The organism is Paenibacillus sp. GD4, from assembly GCF_030846225.1.
Taxonomy (GTDB): Bacteria; Bacillota; Bacilli; order Paenibacillales; family NBRC-103111; genus Paenibacillus_G; species Paenibacillus_G silviterrae.
On record NZ_JAVCYK010000001.1, the window covers coordinates 3,452,165 to 3,470,166 of the forward strand.

At 52.2% G+C, this 18,002-nt stretch carries 20 protein-coding genes; 8 read left to right on the forward strand and 12 right to left on the reverse strand.

Annotated features, from left to right (window positions below; all coding sequences use genetic code 11):
• Nucleotides 1–8: 8 nt before the first annotated feature.
• A complete protein-coding gene (locus tag RAC89_RS16710) occupies nucleotides 9–845 on the reverse strand; it encodes an AraC family transcriptional regulator (protein ID WP_306614818.1) in 837 nt (278 codons plus the stop codon).
• Nucleotides 846–994: 149 nt separating this feature from the next.
• Here RAC89_RS16710 and RAC89_RS16715 point away from each other — a divergent pair, with 149 nt between their 5' ends.
• Complete coding sequence (locus RAC89_RS16715) at nucleotides 995–2,122, forward strand: glycoside hydrolase family 88/105 protein (protein WP_306614820.1); 1,128 nt, start codon at nucleotides 995–997, stop codon at nucleotides 2,120–2,122.
• 395 nt (nucleotides 2,123–2,517) lie between these two features.
• On the opposite strand, the gene fumC is transcribed toward RAC89_RS16715, so the two are convergent.
• Entirely contained in the window at nucleotides 2,518–3,906 is a 1,389-nt protein-coding gene (gene fumC / locus RAC89_RS16720) for a class II fumarate hydratase (RefSeq protein WP_306614821.1), read from the reverse strand.
• 174 nt (nucleotides 3,907–4,080) lie between these two features.
• Between fumC and RAC89_RS16725 the strand changes: the two genes are divergently transcribed.
• Nucleotides 4,081–4,455 (forward strand): hypothetical protein, encoded by a 375-nt coding sequence (locus RAC89_RS16725; protein WP_284644551.1) that lies wholly within the window; start codon nucleotides 4,081–4,083, stop codon nucleotides 4,453–4,455.
• 96 nt (nucleotides 4,456–4,551) lie between these two features.
• Here the strand turns inward: RAC89_RS16725 and hxlB are convergent, their stop codons facing one another.
• The gene (hxlB, locus tag RAC89_RS16730) at nucleotides 4,552–5,115 is read right to left on the reverse strand and encodes a 6-phospho-3-hexuloisomerase (RefSeq protein ID WP_306614824.1); all 564 of its coding nucleotides are present in this window, start codon (nucleotides 5,113–5,115) and stop codon (nucleotides 4,552–4,554) included.
• Between the two features lie 2 nt (nucleotides 5,116–5,117).
• On the reverse strand, nucleotides 5,118–5,750 hold the full coding sequence (gene hxlA, locus RAC89_RS16735; RefSeq protein WP_284644555.1) for a 3-hexulose-6-phosphate synthase: 633 nt from the start codon (nucleotides 5,748–5,750) through the stop codon (nucleotides 5,118–5,120).
• 154 nt (nucleotides 5,751–5,904) lie between these two features.
• Here hxlA and RAC89_RS16740 point away from each other — a divergent pair, with 154 nt between their 5' ends.
• The gene (locus RAC89_RS16740; protein ID WP_284644557.1) at nucleotides 5,905–6,258 is read left to right on the forward strand and encodes a winged helix-turn-helix transcriptional regulator; all 354 of its coding nucleotides are present in this window, start codon (nucleotides 5,905–5,907) and stop codon (nucleotides 6,256–6,258) included.
• A 69-nt stretch (nucleotides 6,259–6,327) separates the two neighbouring features.
• Here RAC89_RS16740 and RAC89_RS16745 read toward each other — a convergent pair whose 3' ends face one another.
• From RAC89_RS16745 to RAC89_RS16760, 4 genes are all read right to left on the reverse strand, one after another.
• Entirely contained in the window at nucleotides 6,328–6,891 is a 564-nt protein-coding gene (locus RAC89_RS16745; RefSeq protein ID WP_306614827.1) for a ferric reductase-like transmembrane domain-containing protein, read from the reverse strand.
• Nucleotides 6,875–7,801 carry an FAD:protein FMN transferase gene (locus RAC89_RS16750; protein WP_306614829.1) on the reverse strand — a complete coding sequence of 309 codons (927 nt, stop codon included), beginning with the start codon at nucleotides 7,799–7,801 and terminating at the stop codon, nucleotides 6,875–6,877. The genes RAC89_RS16745 and RAC89_RS16750 overlap by 17 nt, the downstream gene beginning before the upstream one ends.
• Before the next feature lie 16 nt (nucleotides 7,802–7,817).
• Complete coding sequence (locus RAC89_RS16755) at nucleotides 7,818–8,135, reverse strand: hypothetical protein (protein WP_306614831.1); 318 nt, start codon at nucleotides 8,133–8,135, stop codon at nucleotides 7,818–7,820.
• Nucleotides 8,136–8,287: 152 nt separating this feature from the next.
• Nucleotides 8,288–9,550 (reverse strand): tetratricopeptide repeat protein, encoded by a 1,263-nt coding sequence (locus tag RAC89_RS16760; RefSeq protein ID WP_306614833.1) that lies wholly within the window; start codon nucleotides 9,548–9,550, stop codon nucleotides 8,288–8,290.
• Between the two features lie 221 nt (nucleotides 9,551–9,771).
• On the opposite strand from RAC89_RS16760, the gene RAC89_RS16765 reads away from it, so the two are divergent.
• From RAC89_RS16765 to RAC89_RS16775, 3 genes are all read left to right on the forward strand, one after another.
• Nucleotides 9,772–9,978: a hypothetical protein gene (locus RAC89_RS16765; protein WP_306614835.1), complete on the forward strand. Its 207-nt coding sequence runs from the start codon at nucleotides 9,772–9,774 to the stop codon at nucleotides 9,976–9,978.
• A 211-nt stretch (nucleotides 9,979–10,189) separates the two neighbouring features.
• Nucleotides 10,190–10,792 (forward strand): short chain dehydrogenase, encoded by a 603-nt coding sequence (locus RAC89_RS16770; protein ID WP_306614837.1) that lies wholly within the window; start codon nucleotides 10,190–10,192, stop codon nucleotides 10,790–10,792.
• A gap of 425 nt (nucleotides 10,793–11,217) precedes the next feature.
• Complete coding sequence (locus RAC89_RS16775) at nucleotides 11,218–12,606, forward strand: MATE family efflux transporter (RefSeq protein WP_306614839.1); 1,389 nt, start codon at nucleotides 11,218–11,220, stop codon at nucleotides 12,604–12,606.
• A gap of 89 nt (nucleotides 12,607–12,695) precedes the next feature.
• On the opposite strand, the gene RAC89_RS16780 is transcribed toward RAC89_RS16775, so the two are convergent.
• A complete protein-coding gene (locus RAC89_RS16780) occupies nucleotides 12,696–13,655 on the reverse strand; it encodes an acetylxylan esterase (RefSeq protein ID WP_306614841.1) in 960 nt (319 codons plus the stop codon).
• Between the two features lie 245 nt (nucleotides 13,656–13,900).
• Here RAC89_RS16780 and RAC89_RS16785 point away from each other — a divergent pair, with 245 nt between their 5' ends.
• Nucleotides 13,901–15,208 (forward strand): polysaccharide lyase family 7 protein, encoded by a 1,308-nt coding sequence (locus RAC89_RS16785; RefSeq protein WP_306614843.1) that lies wholly within the window; start codon nucleotides 13,901–13,903, stop codon nucleotides 15,206–15,208.
• 37 nt (nucleotides 15,209–15,245) lie between these two features.
• On the opposite strand, the gene RAC89_RS16790 is transcribed toward RAC89_RS16785, so the two are convergent.
• From RAC89_RS16790 to RAC89_RS16800, 3 genes are all read right to left on the reverse strand, one after another.
• On the reverse strand, nucleotides 15,246–15,608 hold the full coding sequence (locus tag RAC89_RS16790; RefSeq protein ID WP_306614844.1) for an aminoacyl-tRNA hydrolase: 363 nt from the start codon (nucleotides 15,606–15,608) through the stop codon (nucleotides 15,246–15,248).
• Between the two features lie 95 nt (nucleotides 15,609–15,703).
• The gene (locus RAC89_RS16795) at nucleotides 15,704–16,411 is read right to left on the reverse strand and encodes a class I SAM-dependent methyltransferase (RefSeq protein ID WP_306614845.1); all 708 of its coding nucleotides are present in this window, start codon (nucleotides 16,409–16,411) and stop codon (nucleotides 15,704–15,706) included.
• A 76-nt stretch (nucleotides 16,412–16,487) separates the two neighbouring features.
• A complete protein-coding gene (locus RAC89_RS16800) occupies nucleotides 16,488–17,501 on the reverse strand; it encodes a MerR family transcriptional regulator (RefSeq protein ID WP_306614846.1) in 1,014 nt (337 codons plus the stop codon).
• A 183-nt stretch (nucleotides 17,502–17,684) separates the two neighbouring features.
• Here RAC89_RS16800 and RAC89_RS16805 point away from each other — a divergent pair, with 183 nt between their 5' ends.
• The gene (locus RAC89_RS16805) at nucleotides 17,685–17,990 is read left to right on the forward strand and encodes a hypothetical protein (RefSeq protein ID WP_306614847.1); all 306 of its coding nucleotides are present in this window, start codon (nucleotides 17,685–17,687) and stop codon (nucleotides 17,988–17,990) included.
• The last annotated feature ends 12 nt before the right edge of the window (nucleotides 17,991–18,002 follow it).

Sequence of the window (18,002 nt, forward strand, 5' to 3'; positions counted from 1 at the left end):
AGAACATTCTACTTGCCTTTTCTATAATATAACGGCTGGTGTCCGGTGACCAGCTTGAACACTCTGCCGAAGTGCGTCACACTCCCAAAGCCTACTTTTTTGGAAATCAGGTTGACCTTCATGGAGGACCGTACCAGCAGCTTTTTCGCTTCCTTGATCCTAACGCTGTTCAAATACTCCACGAAGGTAAAGCCTGTCGCTTCTTTAAAAAAGCGGCTTACATGATAGGGACTGACGTAAAATTTTTCCGCCAGCAGGTCAAGCGACAGCTTCTCCATATAATGGCTGTTAATGTAACGAACGATTTCTGAAATTCTTTCATGCTTGGGGCTGGGAAATTCCAACGGCTCCGGGCTTTTTTGTTTGACATGCCGGCAGCAGGTGATAAGAAGCTGCAGTACTAACGTGTGCGCATACATCTCAAAGCCCGGCTTCCGGTCCTGCATCTCCTGCATGATGCCGTTCGCAAGCGACTCCACACAGGTCCGGTCAAGCTCGGAGCCTTTCACGATGATGTAATCCCTCTCAAAGAGAGGCTGGAGAATCTCCCTAGAGGATTCATTCACCGAGGTCATATATTTCTCATGAATATTAACGATAAGCCGCTCATGCTTAGGCATTTCCGCATTCGTAGTCCGATGCAGGATATTGGGCGAGATGATGATGATATCTCCCCCGTGTAACACCATGGTCCGGTCTTTGATAAAAAATTCCCGTTGGCCGGACATCAGATAATAAAATTCATACGTGCTGTGAAAATGATTGGTCGGCATATGGTGACTTAGCGCCTTCCGGTAGGATACCAAGAAGGTCCCTTCGTCGTTCCCGTAATAAAGATTTTCCAACCTGTACACCGCCTTTACACCGTTTGTCTTACCTCATTATACACCTGACATGATGCGCAAGAAATAAGAAGAAATCATGATTTTTTGCAAATAATGTACATATTGTTGTGATAGTATAGGTATAGAATACGTTAAGGAGGATAAGTACGATGAATTCTTCGGAAACAAATGCCCAGAAGACATTGCAAGGAGAACGGACTCCCCTTCAGTGGGCGGAGAAGGCATGTGAAGCATTGATGTACAAGTTCGAGCCGGAAAACCTTCCGCCGGACAGGTTCCATTATCATCAAGGGGTCTTTTTGTCCGGTATGGAGAAAACCTGGCGCGAGACCAAGAACAATAAATATTATGATTATATCAAGCGCTGGGTGGACAGCCAGGTGCTCGAGGATGGCAGCATCAAGAAGTATAACCCCGGTGAATTCGATGATATTCAGCCGGGCGTGCTCCTTTTTAACTTGTATGAGCAAACGGGAGACGAGAGGTATACCAAAGCCCTGCACACGCTAGTTCCCCTGTTTAAATCATGGAAAACGAACCCATCAGGCGGGTTCTGGCATAAGGATCGTTATCCGAATCAAATGTGGCTGGACTTGTTGTATATGGCCGGGCCGATTGCCGTCATGTATGGCAAGACCTTCGGGGAAAGCGAATATTTCGACATGATGGCTTACCAGGCGATTCTGATGGAGAAGCATACGAAGGATCCGAAGACCGGCTTGCTGTATCACGGCTGGGATGAAACCAAGCAGGCGAAATGGGCTGACCCCGTAACGGGCCTCGCTCCGGAGTTCTGGGGCCGTGCGATCGGCTGGTTCCCTGTCGCTCTGCTGGAAATGTTTGAATACTTGCCTGAGGATCATAAGGATAAGCCTAAGCTGGTAAGCATTCTTCAGGACCTGCTGATCGCCCTGCCTACATTCCAGGATGCCGAAACCGGCTTATGGTACCAGGTGGTCGACAAAGGAGATCAGCCGGACAACTGGCTGGAAAATTCCTGTACGTCCCTTTACGTTCACGCCATAGCGAAGGCCGTACGCTTCGGCTATCTGGATGCGAAGTATCTGGAATATGCCTGGAAGGGCTATCAAGGCGTGATTGACACATTAAAGTTCGATGAGAACGGCCATGTGGTCATCGGCAACATCTGCATCGGCACGGGCATCGGTGACTACGCCCACTATATTGCCCGCCCTACCAGCGAGAATGATCTGCACGGCGCAGGTGCCTTTATTCTCATGTGTGTGGAAATGAGCAAAGCGCAAAGGCTGGCCTAAAGTTATTTGATTGCAGGCGGGGTACTATGATATATTGGATGTAATCTAATATGAAAAAAGCGAAGCACGCTTAAGCCTTTATGGGGCTCTAAGCGTGCTTTTTTTACTTGAAAGGAGGTGAAACCGTTGAAAGATATAATCTTACAAGCATTTGTGTACTTATTTTTTTTCAAGGCAGCTCCCAACATCCTAGCCTCCATTGTCAAGACTCTGATCGAGATGGAACGAACAGAAAATGAGGAGTTTTCTTCCCAGTGGGTTATTACACTAAAGAAAGTATTTTCTTATTTGCTCTTACTCATTACATTCACTGTGAAAGCATACCGCACCTTGATCTTTGTAATAGACCCATTTAAAGGTCTTTCTTTTTCAATACCTCGGAGCTCGAAGTGAAGTCATGCTTCCGGATGAACCATGGTCTCCGGCCTGACGATGGCATCGAATTGTTCCTCCGTTAACAAGCCTAAATGTAAAGCCGCTTCCTTTAAGGTCATATCATTCTTATGGGCTAGTTTTGCAATCGACGCCGCTTTCTCATAGCCGATATGAGGATTTAGAGCGGTAACTAACATGAGGGATCTTTCTACATTCCGCTTGATCACAGGAAGGTTCGGCGAGATTCCGACGGCACATTTATCGTTAAAGGAAAGCATCGCGTCGGCCAGCAGCCGTGAGGATTGCAGAAAATTATAAATGATGACGGGTTTAAACACGTTCAGCTCAAAGTTACCTTGGCTTGCGGCAAACCCGATGGCGGCGTCGTTGCCCATCACTTGGCAGGCGACCATTGTCAGCGCTTCGCTTTGGGTAGGGTTCACCTTTCCCGGCATAATGGAGCTTCCCGGTTCATTCTCCGGAATGTGAATCTCACCGATGCCGCAGCGGGGACCGCTCGCGAGCCAACGCACATCGTTGGCGATTTTCATCAGGTCGGCGGCGAGAGCCTTTAACGCACCGTGAACATAAACCATCTCGTCATGACTTGTTAACGCGTGAAATTTATTCGAAGCGGAAACGAATGTCTTCCCGGTAATGTAACTAATCTGTTCAGCGGCCATCGGTCCGAACTTCGGATGGGCGTTAATGCCGGTGCCTACAGCCGTACCGCCGATGGCAAGCTCTTTCATGGACTCGATGCTTTCCTTTAGCATGCGTTCGCTTTTTTCCAGCATCCGATGCCAACCGCTCACTTCTTGTCCCAATGTTAAAGGGGTTGCATCCTGAAGATGCGTGCGGCCGATTTTTATAATATCCGTATATTCTTGTACCTTCCTGGAAAGTGTTTCTTTTAGCTTATTCAACGCGGGTAATACTTGATCCTCAACGGCGGCGACGCCGGCAATATGCATTGCGGTAGGAAACGTATCATTGGAGCTTTGCGACTGATTGACATCATCATTGGGATGGACGCGTTTTGGAATGCCCGATTGCGCCAATAGTTGATTGGCCCGGTTCGCAACGACCTCATTCACATTCATATTGGTCTGTGTACCGCTGCCGGTCTGCCAAACAATTAGGGGGAAATGCTCGTTAAGCCGGCCTTGTATCACTTCCTCCGCTGCTTTTATAATCGCCTCCGCTTTATCATCATCCAATGTGCCTAACTTTTGATTCGTCAGCGCAGCACTCTTTTTAACTATGGCAAAAGCTTTAATCAGCTCCGGCGGCATCGTTTCGGTGCCGATCTTGAAATTTTGACTGCTCCTCTGTGTCTGAGCTCCCCACAGCTTGTTCGCTGGCACCTGGATCTCGCCAAAGGTATCCTTTTCGATTCTGTATTCCATGAAAATCCTCCTTTACGTATATCTTTACACCTATTTTGGTCAGAAGTTCATGAATTTATCTTATGTATGCCTAAGGAATCCGAAAAACAAGCTTTTTAACAGCTCTATTTGTCATTTACCGTTCTCCGATGCCCTTAATACTCTATATCATCCTGAGAGAAAGGAGTGATATAGATGGCAAACAGTGATATACGTCTTGCTCTTTGGTCCGGCAACAATTTTTCCGGTCGCCGAATCCTCTTCAGACGCGGAGGAGTTGCTGTTCGTGACCTGGGTGCATTTCGGTTCGACAACGTTCTCTCGAGCTTCCGGCTCAGAAATGTTGTGCAGCGCTCGGAAGTAACGCTTGTATTGTTCTCGCGAATAAACTTTCAAGGCTCGTTCCGTGTGTACCGTGGCAGCCAAAGCGTGGCGAACTTAAGCAGCTTTAACTTCAACAATGTCACATCTTCGTTGATTCTGGTAGGACGGAACCTGACCAACTCTGAAATTTCCCAAATTCAAAGAACGAGCAGACCTCCTAGCGACATCCTCATCATAAGACAATAAGTAAACATGTCATCCTGAGCCTGAGATTGCAAAAAAAAAGGAGCTGTCTCCATGCCGCCGTATGCTTCGGCCTGGAGATCAGCTCCTTTTTTGCTTTTATTCCAGATTGGCATGTCTGCCGAACATGGCAGGCCCATCCAGTTTCGTTGCAGCCATGATTCTAAGAATGATGGCATCCAGAATGAGCAGCAGGCTTTGCTCGAACAGCGAGCCCATCGGTTGGACGGAAGACCGTTCATCGTTGGAATCCTTCGTGGCGGCCGGTACCGGAACGACGACATGGGCCAGCTGCCCGATGGTTGATTCCGGTACGATGGTGACCAGGGCGATATCCGCTCCCACATTCTTTGCCTTGCCGGCCATCGACGCGAGGCTCTTGGTCTCTCCCGAGCCGGAGCCGATCACCAGTAAGTCTTCGGCAGCAATCCCAGGAGTGACCGTCTCGCCGACAACATAAACGGTCAACCCCAAATGCATCAGCCTCATGGCAAAGGCCCGCATCATGAGACCGGACCGTCCGCTGCCGGCTACGAAGACCCGCTCGGCTTGCAGAAGCTTATCAGCCAGCTGCTTCACATGATCCTCGGGGATAAGCTGCAGGGTGCGTTGAAGCTCCCCGGCAATCTGCTCCATGTAGGTATCTTTCATCAGCTGCGCCATCCCTAGGCCTGCTTTACCAAACGCTGCATTTCAGCTGCAACCGCCCGCTTGTCTGTCTGGCTGGTGATGCCGCCGCCGACGATGACGAGATCCGGCTTCGCTTGAATGACTTCCGGTAAGGTGTCCAGCTTTATGCCGCCGGCAATGGCGGTTTTCGCCTGTTTCACCACGCGCTTGATGGCCGACAGCTCCTCGAAGGAGTTTTTCCCGGCTGCCTGATGATCGTAGCCGGAGTGTACACAAATGTAATCAACGCCCAGCGCATCGATTTCTTGGGCGCGCTCCTCCATATTTTTCACATTGATCATGTCAACCATAATTTTCTTGTTTTGCTTTCGAGCTTCCTGCACCGCCCCCAGGATCGTGGAATCATCCGATACACCAAGCACGGTAATGATATCCGCTCCTGCCTCGGACGCCTTCATGACCTCGTAGCCGCCTGCATCCATAATCTTCAGGTCTGCAAGCACCTGCAGGTTCGGGAACGCTTCTTTGATTTCTTTGACCGCCCGGAGTCCCTCGTTGATCACAACCGGTGTGCCGATCTCCACGATGTCCACATAAGCCTCAACTTCCTTCACAAGCTCTTTCGCCTGAGGTATATTTACCAGATCCAACGCCAATTGCAGCTTCATTGATCCCAGCTCCTTATCAAGTTCAGATTGTCATAACGCTTAGCATGGTTTATTCTAAAACGTAACGAATATTTGTGGAAGTACGCACTTCAAAGTGGTGTAGTTACTCCTGGGATACTATTGGATATAAAGCGAGGTCAGGGAGGCGGAATATATGGCAAGTGAGCTGAAGGAACGAATCAATCTCAAGGAAATTAATTGTGAGAAGGAACTAACGCTTGCGGTGATCGGGGGAAAGTGGAAGCTGATCATCCTTTGGCATTTGGGACTCGAGGGTACCAAGCGGTTCAGTGAGCTGAAGAGACTGATTCCCTCCATTACGCAAAAAATGCTTACTAATCAGCTGCGAGAGCTCGAGGAGGATCTGCTGGTCGAACGCAAGGTATATGCCGAGGTGCCGCCAAAGGTGGAATATTCGCTTACGGCCTACGGGGAGAGCTTGATGCCGATTCTGCAATTGATGTACAGCTGGGGCAAGGACTACGGCGAGAAGGTCATATGGAAATAGACGAAGGACGGGATCAGAAACATCCCCCGCCCGTGTGCTGCAAGAGCACGCAGGCGGGGGATTTCCTATTTATACGGCCGAATACGGCTTCCTCATCTCCTGCCTGAGTCCGGTGAAACGGAGTACGGTAAGCAGCATGATGATAGCCCCGGTGGCGATGTACATAAATATGGCCCAGGATTGAAGGGAATCGGTGCCGATGAGCAAGCCGTGCAGCAGGCTTACGATAAACCCGGGAAACGCCATAAAGTGAATCGTCCGCCACACGTTCCGACCCAGCTGCTTCATGAGGTCTGACGATAAAATCAGTACGAAGGAAATATAGAAGCCGATCGTGCCCAGTCCGTTTAGAACCGGGTGAGAATAGGCGGTGAAGGGGATCAGCAAATCCAAAGGCGAATAGCCGACATACTGGTCGAACAGGAGCACGGCTCCATGAAGCCCCCCGAAGAGAAAGCCGAACCAGCCGCATGACTGGTGTACAACCAGCAGGGCTGCCTTGGCACGACCCGAAAGCGCCCGAAGACTCATGACGATTCCGGCGGCCGTTGACAGAAATAAAAACAAATAGGAGGTAATGCCTGCAGCGCGGGTCGTCGACCATACGCTGAAGGCGCTAAGAAATGAGCTCAAGTCGGATCTCTCCTTCCATGGTATAGTGAGACAAGCTTCCCCCGCTAAGAAGAGAGCCTCCCGGGGTCACGGCAATTACTGCACAAGAAGGATGCCGTTCCGTTAGCCAGCGGATACCGGCATCGGCTCCTAGAATGAGCACGCATTTGGCATAAATCTCCGCTTCGACAAGGGTCGGTGCGAATACGGTAGCCTGGAGCAGGTCGGACTTGACCGATTCGCCACTGCGGGGATCGAGTATATGATGATGAACCCTCCCCGCCTTATCGCTCCAGCGTCTTTTGGCTGTGCTGCTCGTAGCAATCCCCATAGTCCCCCGAAGCTGCAGAGTGAGCAGGTCCTCGCGGCTGTCCCACGGGCTGGCAATGCCTAGCTCCCATGCATCCTCCGGATGCCCCCAGTAGGCGATATCGCCTCCGGCTCCGATGGCTCCGGAAGAAATGCCATCGCGTTGGAGTCTAAGGGACTGCTGATGAGCACACCACCCCTTGGCGAACCCGCCGAGATCTACGGAGGCTTGCTTGGCCAGCACGATGCTTTGCATCCCGGCATCGAAGCGGGCGGGTACCGGGGCGGGGGGGATTACTGTACAAGCGGCGGGAGCGATGCCGTCTACTTGCTCAAAGGAACCGGAGTACCCCAGCGTACGCAGCTGATTGCCCATATAGGGGTTGAACAGTCCTTTCGTTTCAACATAATACTGATGAGCGGCGGAGAGCACCTCATAGAGAAGAGGTGTCGCCAGAAACGGGCGTCCTTCGGAGCGGTTAAGCTTGGACAGCTCACTGTCCTCTCGAAACCGGCTCAGGCTGCATTCAACGAGGGAAAACCAATGCTCCGTTTCCAGTTCGGCGCTTTCAGGAAGTCCTATGGTGACAATCCTTGTGTTCATTGCATGAAATTGATGCATAAGCTGCGCCTCCTTTTTATGACGCGTGGGTTCTCATCCGATTCTGCGTCCTTGGCTGTGCCGCGGCGGAGGAATCCTGCTGAGACTGCCCGCGTTCCAGCTGCCGATTGCCGGGAGCTGCCGGTGCGGTGCTGCTGCCGCTGCTCCGATTGCTCTGTTCCGAAGAGGGGCTAAGTGTACTTCCGGTTCCGCTTCTTGAAGCGGAACCGGAAGTTGCGGCTGCAGCGGTCTGTCCGGACGGCGACGAATGGCCTGCGTTCAACCCTACCAAGCCCGTAAACACGGCGACGCTGGATAAGCCGACGACCCATTTTATCCATTTATGATCTGCCATCTTGTATTCCTCCTGTGAGCTTTCAAAAAAACTTGCTGATAGGATCATTATGAAGCATACAACTGAAACGAAGATGAGAGCAGGCTGAGCGTTAGCTGAGAGTACCGAATTAAAAAACTCCCCTTCCTGCAAGAGGAGGGGAGCTGTCCAAGTCACATGCCGAGCTCCAGCCGGAATTGGCGATACCGCTTAGCTGCGTCGTTGGCGATCTTGAACAATTCAGCCGCCTTCTTGTAAGCATTCCGGTCGTAATAATATTGTCCGAGCTCGTCGGCATACTGTCTGCATAGAGTGAATTTCTCATGATGAAGGCTGCTATCAACGAGTCGTTTCATTTCCTTTTCATACTTAACAAGGTCCTGTTTCATGAACCAATATTGATTGCGGAGATAGGTCATCTCCAAATAATCCTGCATCATGCCAAGCTCCTCGGCCAAGGCCATTCCTCCCAAGAGACATTCTTCAAGCAAAGGCCAGCTCTTCAGCTTCAAAGCATTCTGCGCGATTCTTCGATAGCAGTACACCTGTTGGTTCGGCCGCCGCTCATGCATGAGGAGACACTTCCGAAACTTTTCGATGGCCTGGTCGTGCCGCTGCTGAAGCTCATAGATAATCCCGAGATTGAATTCGATAATGGGGGCAAATGTCGCTGCATTCTTATCGTCAACAAGCTGTTCCGCTTCAGTGAACATTTTCAGTGAATCGTCCAGCATGCCGACCTTGTGGAACTGGATGCCTCTTGCCAGCATCACCATAATGAATCGATGAGTGTCCTTCGTTTCCTTGAAATAATCATAAGCCTTGGCGGAGTAGGCCAGTGCGATAGATTTTTCCTCAAGAATCTTATCGAGCACCAGGGAGATGTTATAGTGGAGCCGTGCTTTGTCCAGCTCGGTGTAAGCGTCCATTCGTCGTTCCAGGATCGCCATGTACTTATAGGAATTTACGTGGTCTAAGGCGATATCGGCATGATACGAGCTGCAGGCAAGCATATAGTTGAAATAATCGGGATAAAATTGATCCCCCTGCAGCTTAGGCAGGATCGCCTCCGACAGCTCGAACAGCTCCCGGGCCTGCTCCTTATGGGCAAGATCAGCCAGGCAAAGATTCACATAGTGCCGCATTAAAACGCCGAATACCTTGACCAGCTGTCCGGTAGGCAGGGACTCCCTTGAAACGATGGTGAAATAAAGAAGCTCATTATTCCCGAGCCGTCCCGTCCTCCAGAACAACTCCGCGATCTCGTTTACCCTGTTCTCATCATAGATAACATCGGAGAGCAGTAAGCCGGCATCAATGCCCAAACGCTCTGCGATCGGAATCAATAACGATTCCCCCGGCTTGACGTAATGATTTTCCATTTTGCTGAAATACGTATTCGAACAGATGCCATGGGATGCTTCGATTTGATTCATTTTCTTCAGAGTGCGAATGAATCGGATTCTTTCCCCTACGTGCATTGATCTCCTCCACCTAAACTGCATGATGATAAATGCATGGCTTATTTTACCATGAAAATCGCCTAGTAAAAACGTAAAGAAAATCGCAGGTATTTATGCTTGATTTTCCTATCTTCGTTTTCCAAGGACGGTTGTGTACACTATATATAGACAATACGGAGGAGGAAGAGAAGCAGATGAATGCGAGCTTACTGGAAGTAGAGGAAAGCTTGTGCGAGGCAATGTGGAGGCTGAAGGATCTAAAAGGTCTCGTAGAGCGGAGCCGGATTCATCCGGGCACCGTTCATCAGCTCATGTCCGTCCAAAGGCAGCTGGAGCAGGTGAGGGGCGTATTACTGCAGCACGTTCGTGAAGGCACGGAATCGGAAGGCTGCTCGGCGTAAATACGGGGAGAGGAAGTCCTTGATGATCAAGGGCTTTTTTTGTCTATAAAAAACACCCCGGTTGACATACCCATATAGGGTATATTATATTTGTTTAGGTGGATATACCCTAATGGGGTATATTGATTCGGGAAATCGCCATCATTGGAGGCCTGATCGCTTTATCGATGAGAAGGCAAGCCTACATACAAAGGAATGGAGTGGTTGAGAAGTGAAAATTTTATTGGTTGGAGCGAATGGAACCATTGGGAGTGCGGTTCAACGGGAGTTGGCTTCGCGACATGAGATCGTTACGGCAGGACGCAGTGGTGCTGATCTAACGGTTGACATCACCTCTCCGGATAGCATCAGCCGCATGTACCAAGAGGTAGGGCAGGTGGATGCGGTGATCAGCACGGCGGGAGCTACCCACTTCGGTCCGCTGCTTGAGCTTACCCCGGAGAAAAATGAGCTTTCGATCGAAAGCAAGCTGAAGGGACAGGTCCATCTCGTGCTGCTCGGACTCCCCTATGTGAAAGAGGGAGGCAGCTTTACCCTCACGACGGGGGTTATTATGGATGATCCGATAGCGGGAGGGGCTTCTTCTGCGCTGGCCGGAGGCGCCATCCGGGCTTTCGTTGAATCGGCGGCCTACGAAATGCCCCGGGGCATCCGAATCAACAATGTCAGCCCCAATGTGGTGCTGGAATCCATGGATAAGTACGCTCCCTATTTTCCGGGAGTAGACCCCGTCCCTGTATCCAGGGTAGCATTGGCGTATAGAAAAAGTGTCGAGGGCATACAAACGGGGCAAACGTATAGGGTATATTCCTGAGAAAGTGCAGGCCCCGAATATCAGCCGGAAACGGGAGAAACAATATAAGGGCGAATCGCAAGTATAGAGTAAGGAGGTACCATCCCCATGTCTCGAGACAATGCTAACAATAATGGGAAAAAGTCGCAGCCCGGCAACAACCAGGACTCCGAAGTGGCTGGAGCAAAGCCGAAAAAAGGATAACATGCCGTTAAGGTTCACATCAGGTACCGCTCATTTATGAGGCGGTATCTTTTTTTTGCGGCGTATTCCATAGCGATATTGTCCATGATTCCGAGTAAGGAAATCCATGGTTTGATATTTCGGTTCAAGTTACTATAGCTGTATGGCGGAGATGACGAAACGTTCTTCTGCATTATAGTCCATATTTTCGATGAAGTGAATGTGCTCGGTTAAGTTGATTACGAGGGAAGAAGGGTTTCAGCATGGAGAAAGCAGGCGCGTCAGCGGCACCCGGCACGTTAACCTTGATTGATCCGAATGATAGTAAAGCAGTACGGCAGGCTATCTTCCAATTAGCCGGTCCGGCCCTTGTGGAAATGGTCCTTATCAACATTATGCAGATGCTGAACATGGTCATGGTCGGCAGATTGGGGGCGGAATCGATTGCTGCGGTCGGTCTGACGACACAGCCGTTTCTGCTCATCTTGTCTTTGTTTATGGCATTAAATATCGGAACGACCGTTATCGTTGCCCGCTCGGTTGGCGCCGGCAAGGTCGCGGATGCGAATAAAGCGGCAGGGCAGGCATTGCTGCTGAATGGGATATGCGCCGTGGTCGTGTCCTTGACCAGCTTCATGTTTGCCGAGCAGCTCCTAGTCCTCATGGGTGCAACCCCCAACGTGTTGGAGGCGGGCCGCCACTATGCCGGGCTGATGTTTCTCTCGGCCGGTTTTACGATGATTACGACGACGATGTCGGCGATTCTCCGGGGGGCAGGAGATACCCGGACACCGATGCGCATTAACGTAGCGGGCAATCTGATCGTGCTGGTGCTCGGCTTTCCTTTGATCTACGGCTGGGCGGGTTTCCCGCAATGGGGCGTTACCGGAGCGGCTGTCGCGTCGCTGACCGCGCAGGCGGTTTCCTTCGTATGGGTGATGATCGTCCTGTTTAGCGGTAGGTCTGCGGTACGCATCACGCTGCCCAATGTGTTTCAGGTGAACCGAGAGGTGATCGGCCGCATTGTTCGAATCGGGCTGCCGACATCGCTGGAGCAGGTGATTATGCGTCTAGGGATGCTGACGTTTATCAAAATCGCCGCCAGCCTCGGGACCGTCGCTTTGGCTTCGACGCAGATCTCCTTCACCATCTTCGGCATGACCTTCATGCCCGGCATGGCGTTCTCCATCGCCGCCTCCACGCTGGTCGGTCAGGCGTTAGGAGCCGAGAAGCCCGAGCTGGCCGAACGGTACGGCTGGCAGGTGAGGAAGTTCGGCATGTATGTAGCGGGGGGACTGGGCGTAGGATTCATCCTGTTTGCGCCTTATATCATGATGGCGTTTACGACAGACCCCGGCATCATCGAGAAAGGGGCCATTGCCCTTAGAATTATGGGCTTTATTCAAATCTCGCAGGCAACGCAGTTTATTCTGGGCGGGGCGCTGCGGGCGGCCGGGGATACGAGGTTCCCTTTGTACTCTACGCTCATCGGCGTCTGGGGCTTCCGGGTCTTGTTCAGCCTGATCTTCGTGTACGGGTTTGGCTGGGATGTAGCAGGACTGTGGCTCGCGGCGGCGGCCGATCAGTTTATGCGGTCGATTTTCATTTATACGCGGTTCAAAAAGGGTGCATGGAAATCGGTTACGGTGTAGCCGCTTCAGCTCAGACACCCGAATACAGGAAAAGACCTGGCCGAGGCCGGGTCTTTTTCTTTGGGTAAAGGACGCAGTCGGCGTCCGCCTTACAGCTTCAGCATGAACTGAATCGTCTTGTCGTTAAAGTTCGGCAAATTCTCATGGGCGAAGTCGGGATAAATCTCCAGGGACTTCGGAGCTTGAATCTTATTGTAAGCAGCGAATTGCGTGGAAGGCGGACAGACCGTATCCATCAGTCCGACAGCCATCATTACCTCTCCGCGAATCCGTGGCACCAGGTATTGGATATCAATGTAGCCGAGACGCTCGAAGACGGCATCCTCACGCTCATGCTGCGGGTCAAAGTTACGGAAATAGGTGCGCAGCTCCTGGTAAGCATCCTTCGCCTGGTCCATTTCCCATACCCGCTTGTAATCGCTGAGGAACGGATATACCGGAGCAACGCGCTTAATGCGCGGCTCCAGCGACGCACAAGCGAGCGCCAGCCCTCCGCCTTGAGACCCCCCCATGGCCCCGACCCGGTTCGGGTCGACTTCTGGCAGCTCCATTGCGATACCGGCGAGCTGGGCCGTGTCCAAGAAAATCTGGCGAAACAGCAGATCGTCCGGTCCTGCATCCAAGCCTCGAATAATATGGCCGTGATGCGTAGTGCCCTTCACGGCAGTGGTGTCCTCGGACAGCCCGGCTTGTCCGCGGCAATCCATAGCCAGCACCGAATAACCGAGCGAGGCGTAGCTTAAATGATCCGTCCAATCGGCGCTGCGGCCTGTATAGCCGTGGAAACGGACAAGCGCCGGGTGCGGCCCTTGAACATGCTTGGGCCGAACGTACTTGGCATGGATTCGTGCGCCTCGAACCCCGGTGAAATACAGGTCGAAGCATTCCGCATAAGGAACCTGAAAGGAGCTTGGCACAAGCTCCAGCTGCGGGTCTGTCGCCTTCATTTCGTTGATGGCCCGGTCCCAATATTCATCGAAATCGGCGGGACGCGGATTTCTGCCTTCATATTGGTACAGCTTCTCTAAAGGCATATCTACTAAAGGCATGAAAGTCACTCCTTCACATGATAAAAGAACTACAAGTAGTGTAATGCTTACCTATGGAGGATTCAAGAATAATTTGGCAGATCAACCCCAAAAAATCCCAATAAGGCATACGATTTACACAAGCGGATCATCTAAGAAATTGTTATTTTATAAGTAAGCGCTATCATTATAGCGCAACTGCTAATTGGAAAGGAGGACCGTTCTCCAAGCAAAACTGAAGCTTTATCAAAATCTAGGAGGGATTTATGATGAAAGCACGATTGGCGGGCAAGCTGGGTATGTCCTTGACAAGCATGTTCCTGTTATTCGGCTCGTTACTCGGAAGTGTGAGCTTCGCGGCGGGAGAGGTGAAGCTCGCGGCTACGGCGTCAGCCAGCACCTACGATACCCGCTGCACCTGCGACGCATCGCAAGCCATCGACGGCAGCCTGTCGACCCGATGGTCCGGCGACGGGGACGGCGCATGGCTGAAGCTGGATCTGGGCTCAAGCAAGACGGTCTCTTTTGTGAAGATCGCATTCTACAACGGCTCCTCCAGAACCTTCACCTTCGATGTCCAGACCTCCTCGGATAATTCCACCTGGACCACCCGTCTGAGCGGAGCGAACAATGCGCTGAATAACAATTTGCAGACGTTCGACTTTGCCGATGTCAGTGCGAGGTACGTGAGAATCGTCGGCCATGGCAACACCTCGAACAGCTGGAACAGCTTCACGGAGGTGGAGGCTTGGGGTGGAGGGTCCGCCGGGACCGGCACGCTGGACCCCTCGAAGCCGCCTTCAGGCAACTTTGATTTGACGAAGTGGAAAATTACGCTCCCCGACGCTTCGGAAATACAGCCCTCTGCGCTGAGCAATGGCTACACGAACGCAAACTGGTTCTATACCGACCCGACGACGGGCGGTATGGTGTTCGTCTCGCCGAACCTCGGCAGTACGACGACTAACAGCAGCTATACCCGCTCGGAGCTTAGGGAGATGCTGAATCCGTCCGCAGGCACACAATCGCTCGGCAACAATTGGGTGACGTCCACTTCCTCGTCTACGACCAAGTCGCAAGCCGGTGGGGTGGACGGGACGATGAACGCTACGCTCCGGGTGGACCGCGTATCGACAACGGGCGATAGCGGTAAGGTTGGACGCGTGATCGTAGGTCAAATTCATGGGCCGAGTACGGAGCCGGTTCGCTTGTACTACCATAAGCGCCCGTCCGACAGCAAAGGGGCTATTTATATCGGTACGGAGGATCTGAACGGCAATAATACGTGGGTCAATATCATCGGCGGCCCAAGCAGCCTGAATCCATCGAACGGCATCGCGCTCGGACAGAAATGGAGCTACGAAATCAAGGTGGTAGGCCTGCAGCTGACAGTTAAGGTGACACCGGAGGGCGGTTCGACCTCCACTCTGAATTACACGCTTCCTTCCGGTTACAATGACAAGTATCTTTACTTCAAAGCAGGCGTGTACAATCAAAACAATACGGATACCTCCTCCAATCAGTCCGATTATGTGAAGGCAACCTTCTTCTCGCTCACGCACGTGCATCCATAAGCAAAAGACCCGGCGTCCTGACGCCGGGTCTTTTTTCTTACAGCAGCTTGAGCCCTTGAACGTGTGGGCGGGCGTCGCTTTTCTCCATCGGAGGCAGCACGACAACGGTCATGGAGCCCGCCGGTATCTCCGTATGCCCGGCATCGCGTATGGCTAGGAAGCCTGCTTCGGTTAGCTTGGTAAGCTGCTGCTCGTTTGCTTTGAGCACGATCTTCTTCTGCCCGGCATTCAGCCACGCTTGAAAGAGGACATGATGCTTCGTATCCCCCAGGAGATAATGAAGAGTCATCGTTACGGCGGCATGTGCGGCTTGGGCGGCGATTTTGCCGGGTGACATCGACAGATCCTCGTTGACTACGTAGTATTGTACAATATCTTGGGGGTGGTCCGGATGGGACATCTCAGCATGCTCCTTTCCCTTGGAAGGGGATGATCTGGTCGTATACTGCATGTTTATGCATCAAGGATACCATACATACTTGTCCTTTTGCGCGGTTAGTCAACCGTTGGCCGTTTCCACCATACCCCGGCGCACTCCGGCACCGTCTGCCATCGCTCCTTCCGCACCTTCTCCGCAAGCTCTTCGCCGAAGAAAAAACGGGTGAGCTCCTCAGCTTCCTCCTGAGATTCAAAATGATAATCGGTCCGGATCCACTCATGGGAGAAGCCATATTTCGTTTCCAGCAGCCGATAGTAAGGTGTCAGGAAGTCAGGCGGGTCGGGCAGCTCGGCACCGGTCCCGAAGTTTTCAAAAATGACGGCAGTACCGCCGGGGCGCAGAAGCCGGTGAATTTCCTTCATGATTTGCTCCAGATGGGCTTCCCAGCCCTCAACACGTGCGGAGGTCAGGTAACAAAGGGTCCATCCCGCCGTAATCAGATCGAAGGATTGATCCTCCGCCGGTACGGAGAGATGACTTCCGCATCGCGTTTTCCAATTCGCCCAACCCATGCCGGTGAGTCTCGCTGCGGCCACTTCCAGCATCGGTGGAGAAGCATCGGTCGCCAGGATGGATTTCACCAGCGGAGCCAACAGGCAAGAGAGCCTTCCCGTACCCGCGCCCATATCGAGCATCTGCAGCTCCCCCGGCAGCGGTACAAGCTTACGCAGCACACGTGGAATGTTGCCTCCCGGATCCATTCTGGCAATCAGCCGATCATAGCGTTCCGCTTCAGTAAGGTAAATCAGATCATGGTTCGGCAAGCAATTACAGCCTCCTTCTGCATAGTAACGTTCTCCAGTAGGATAAGGCTTAACGCTGCGTCAAGGTCAAGCGAAATCAATGCTTGCGTACGCCGTAGACGGCATGCAGCCCTTCGCTGATCCGGTGGGCTATGGTCACATAATGATGCTGCTGAAGCCACTCGGTCAGCCGGGAGCGGCTGGAAGGGTATTTGTCCGGCGAGGAGGCTGCTTTCTCTGCTTCCGTAAGGTACATCGGTCCCGCAAGGCAGATTCGCCCGTTTGAACGCAAGACGCGGTCCATTTCGGCCAAAGCGAGCAGCTGCTGTTCTTCCTCGAGATGCTGTAGAGCGAATGCACTGACGGCGAAGTGAAATTGCCGATCCAGAAACGGAAGCGAGAGGGCGTTGCCCAGCTTGCAAGCCACCTGGGGATGCTTCTTGCGGCAAAGCGAGAGCATTTCCTTCGATTGATCGACGGCTGCCATGTCGGCTCCCCGCTGCAGCAGCTTCCCTGCCAAATTACCCGTCCCGGTGCCGATATCGAGGCCCTTCTCCTCTCTCTGCGGAGAAACCCACTCCGCTATCAGCTCCAGCGCCGATTCATATTCCTCCGAAGTTGCGGCTGAACCGGTAGCAACCTGTGCGGCCGCCTCGTCGAAGCGCACGGCAAGCTGATCGAAATGCCAGCGGTCCTTCCAGGAGGCGTGAGCCGATTGAAGCCTCTTCACCTCGCCGGAAAGCTGAAATAGGTCCTCCAGCGCCAGGCTGCCTTTGTTCTCCGTTCGCGTAATCAGCTCATCCAAGCAGGAGATGGCGTACTTCAGCTCCACCCATTTGGCGGTGAACGCCATTCTCTGCAGCTCCAGATAGTGATGCACCTCGGCGCGGTCATCCCGGTCCAGCTTATCAAGCAGCCCTACAATTTGCTGCAGGCCGAGGCCCAGCTCACGCAAAGAAGCGACGGTTTGCAGACGCCAGGCGTCTTGGTCCGAATAGTCGCGATACCCGTTATCCGCGTTTCTCTGCGGCTTCAGCAGCCCTTTTTGTTCATATAAGCGAATGGCCCGGGGCGTAAGGCCGAGCCGTTTTGCGAGTTCATTGATTTTCACGTCAAAATCACCTCTACCGTTCAGTATAAACGATGACCTAAGGGAAGGGTTGAATCATTTTCTTTTTATGCAGGGAACCCAATCGATAGCAGAGCGCCCAATTCGGCTTAGGCAAGCCACCAGCTTTCCTTTATATGCATAAATTGGTATGGCAACGGATGATCCAAAGGAGAGATGTAAACGATGGCTTTTAACCCTTATGGCAATGTGTATGATGTTGGAATGTACGGGTACGGCAACAAACCGCCGCTTTATCCGCTTCCTTACCCGCCGATGTACTATCCTCCATATTGGGGGCAGGGAGCAGGGTGGTACGGACATCATCATGGACACCACGGTCATCACGGTCATCATCATGGACATTTTGGCCAGCATCATGATAAGTACGACTACCATCAGGGCTGGAACAAGAGAGAGGATGAGTTAGCCCAGGTCAGCCGGCGCAAGGGATCCGCGAAGAAGAAGGCGCAGGGCGGAAGGAAAAAATAACGCGTCTCCACC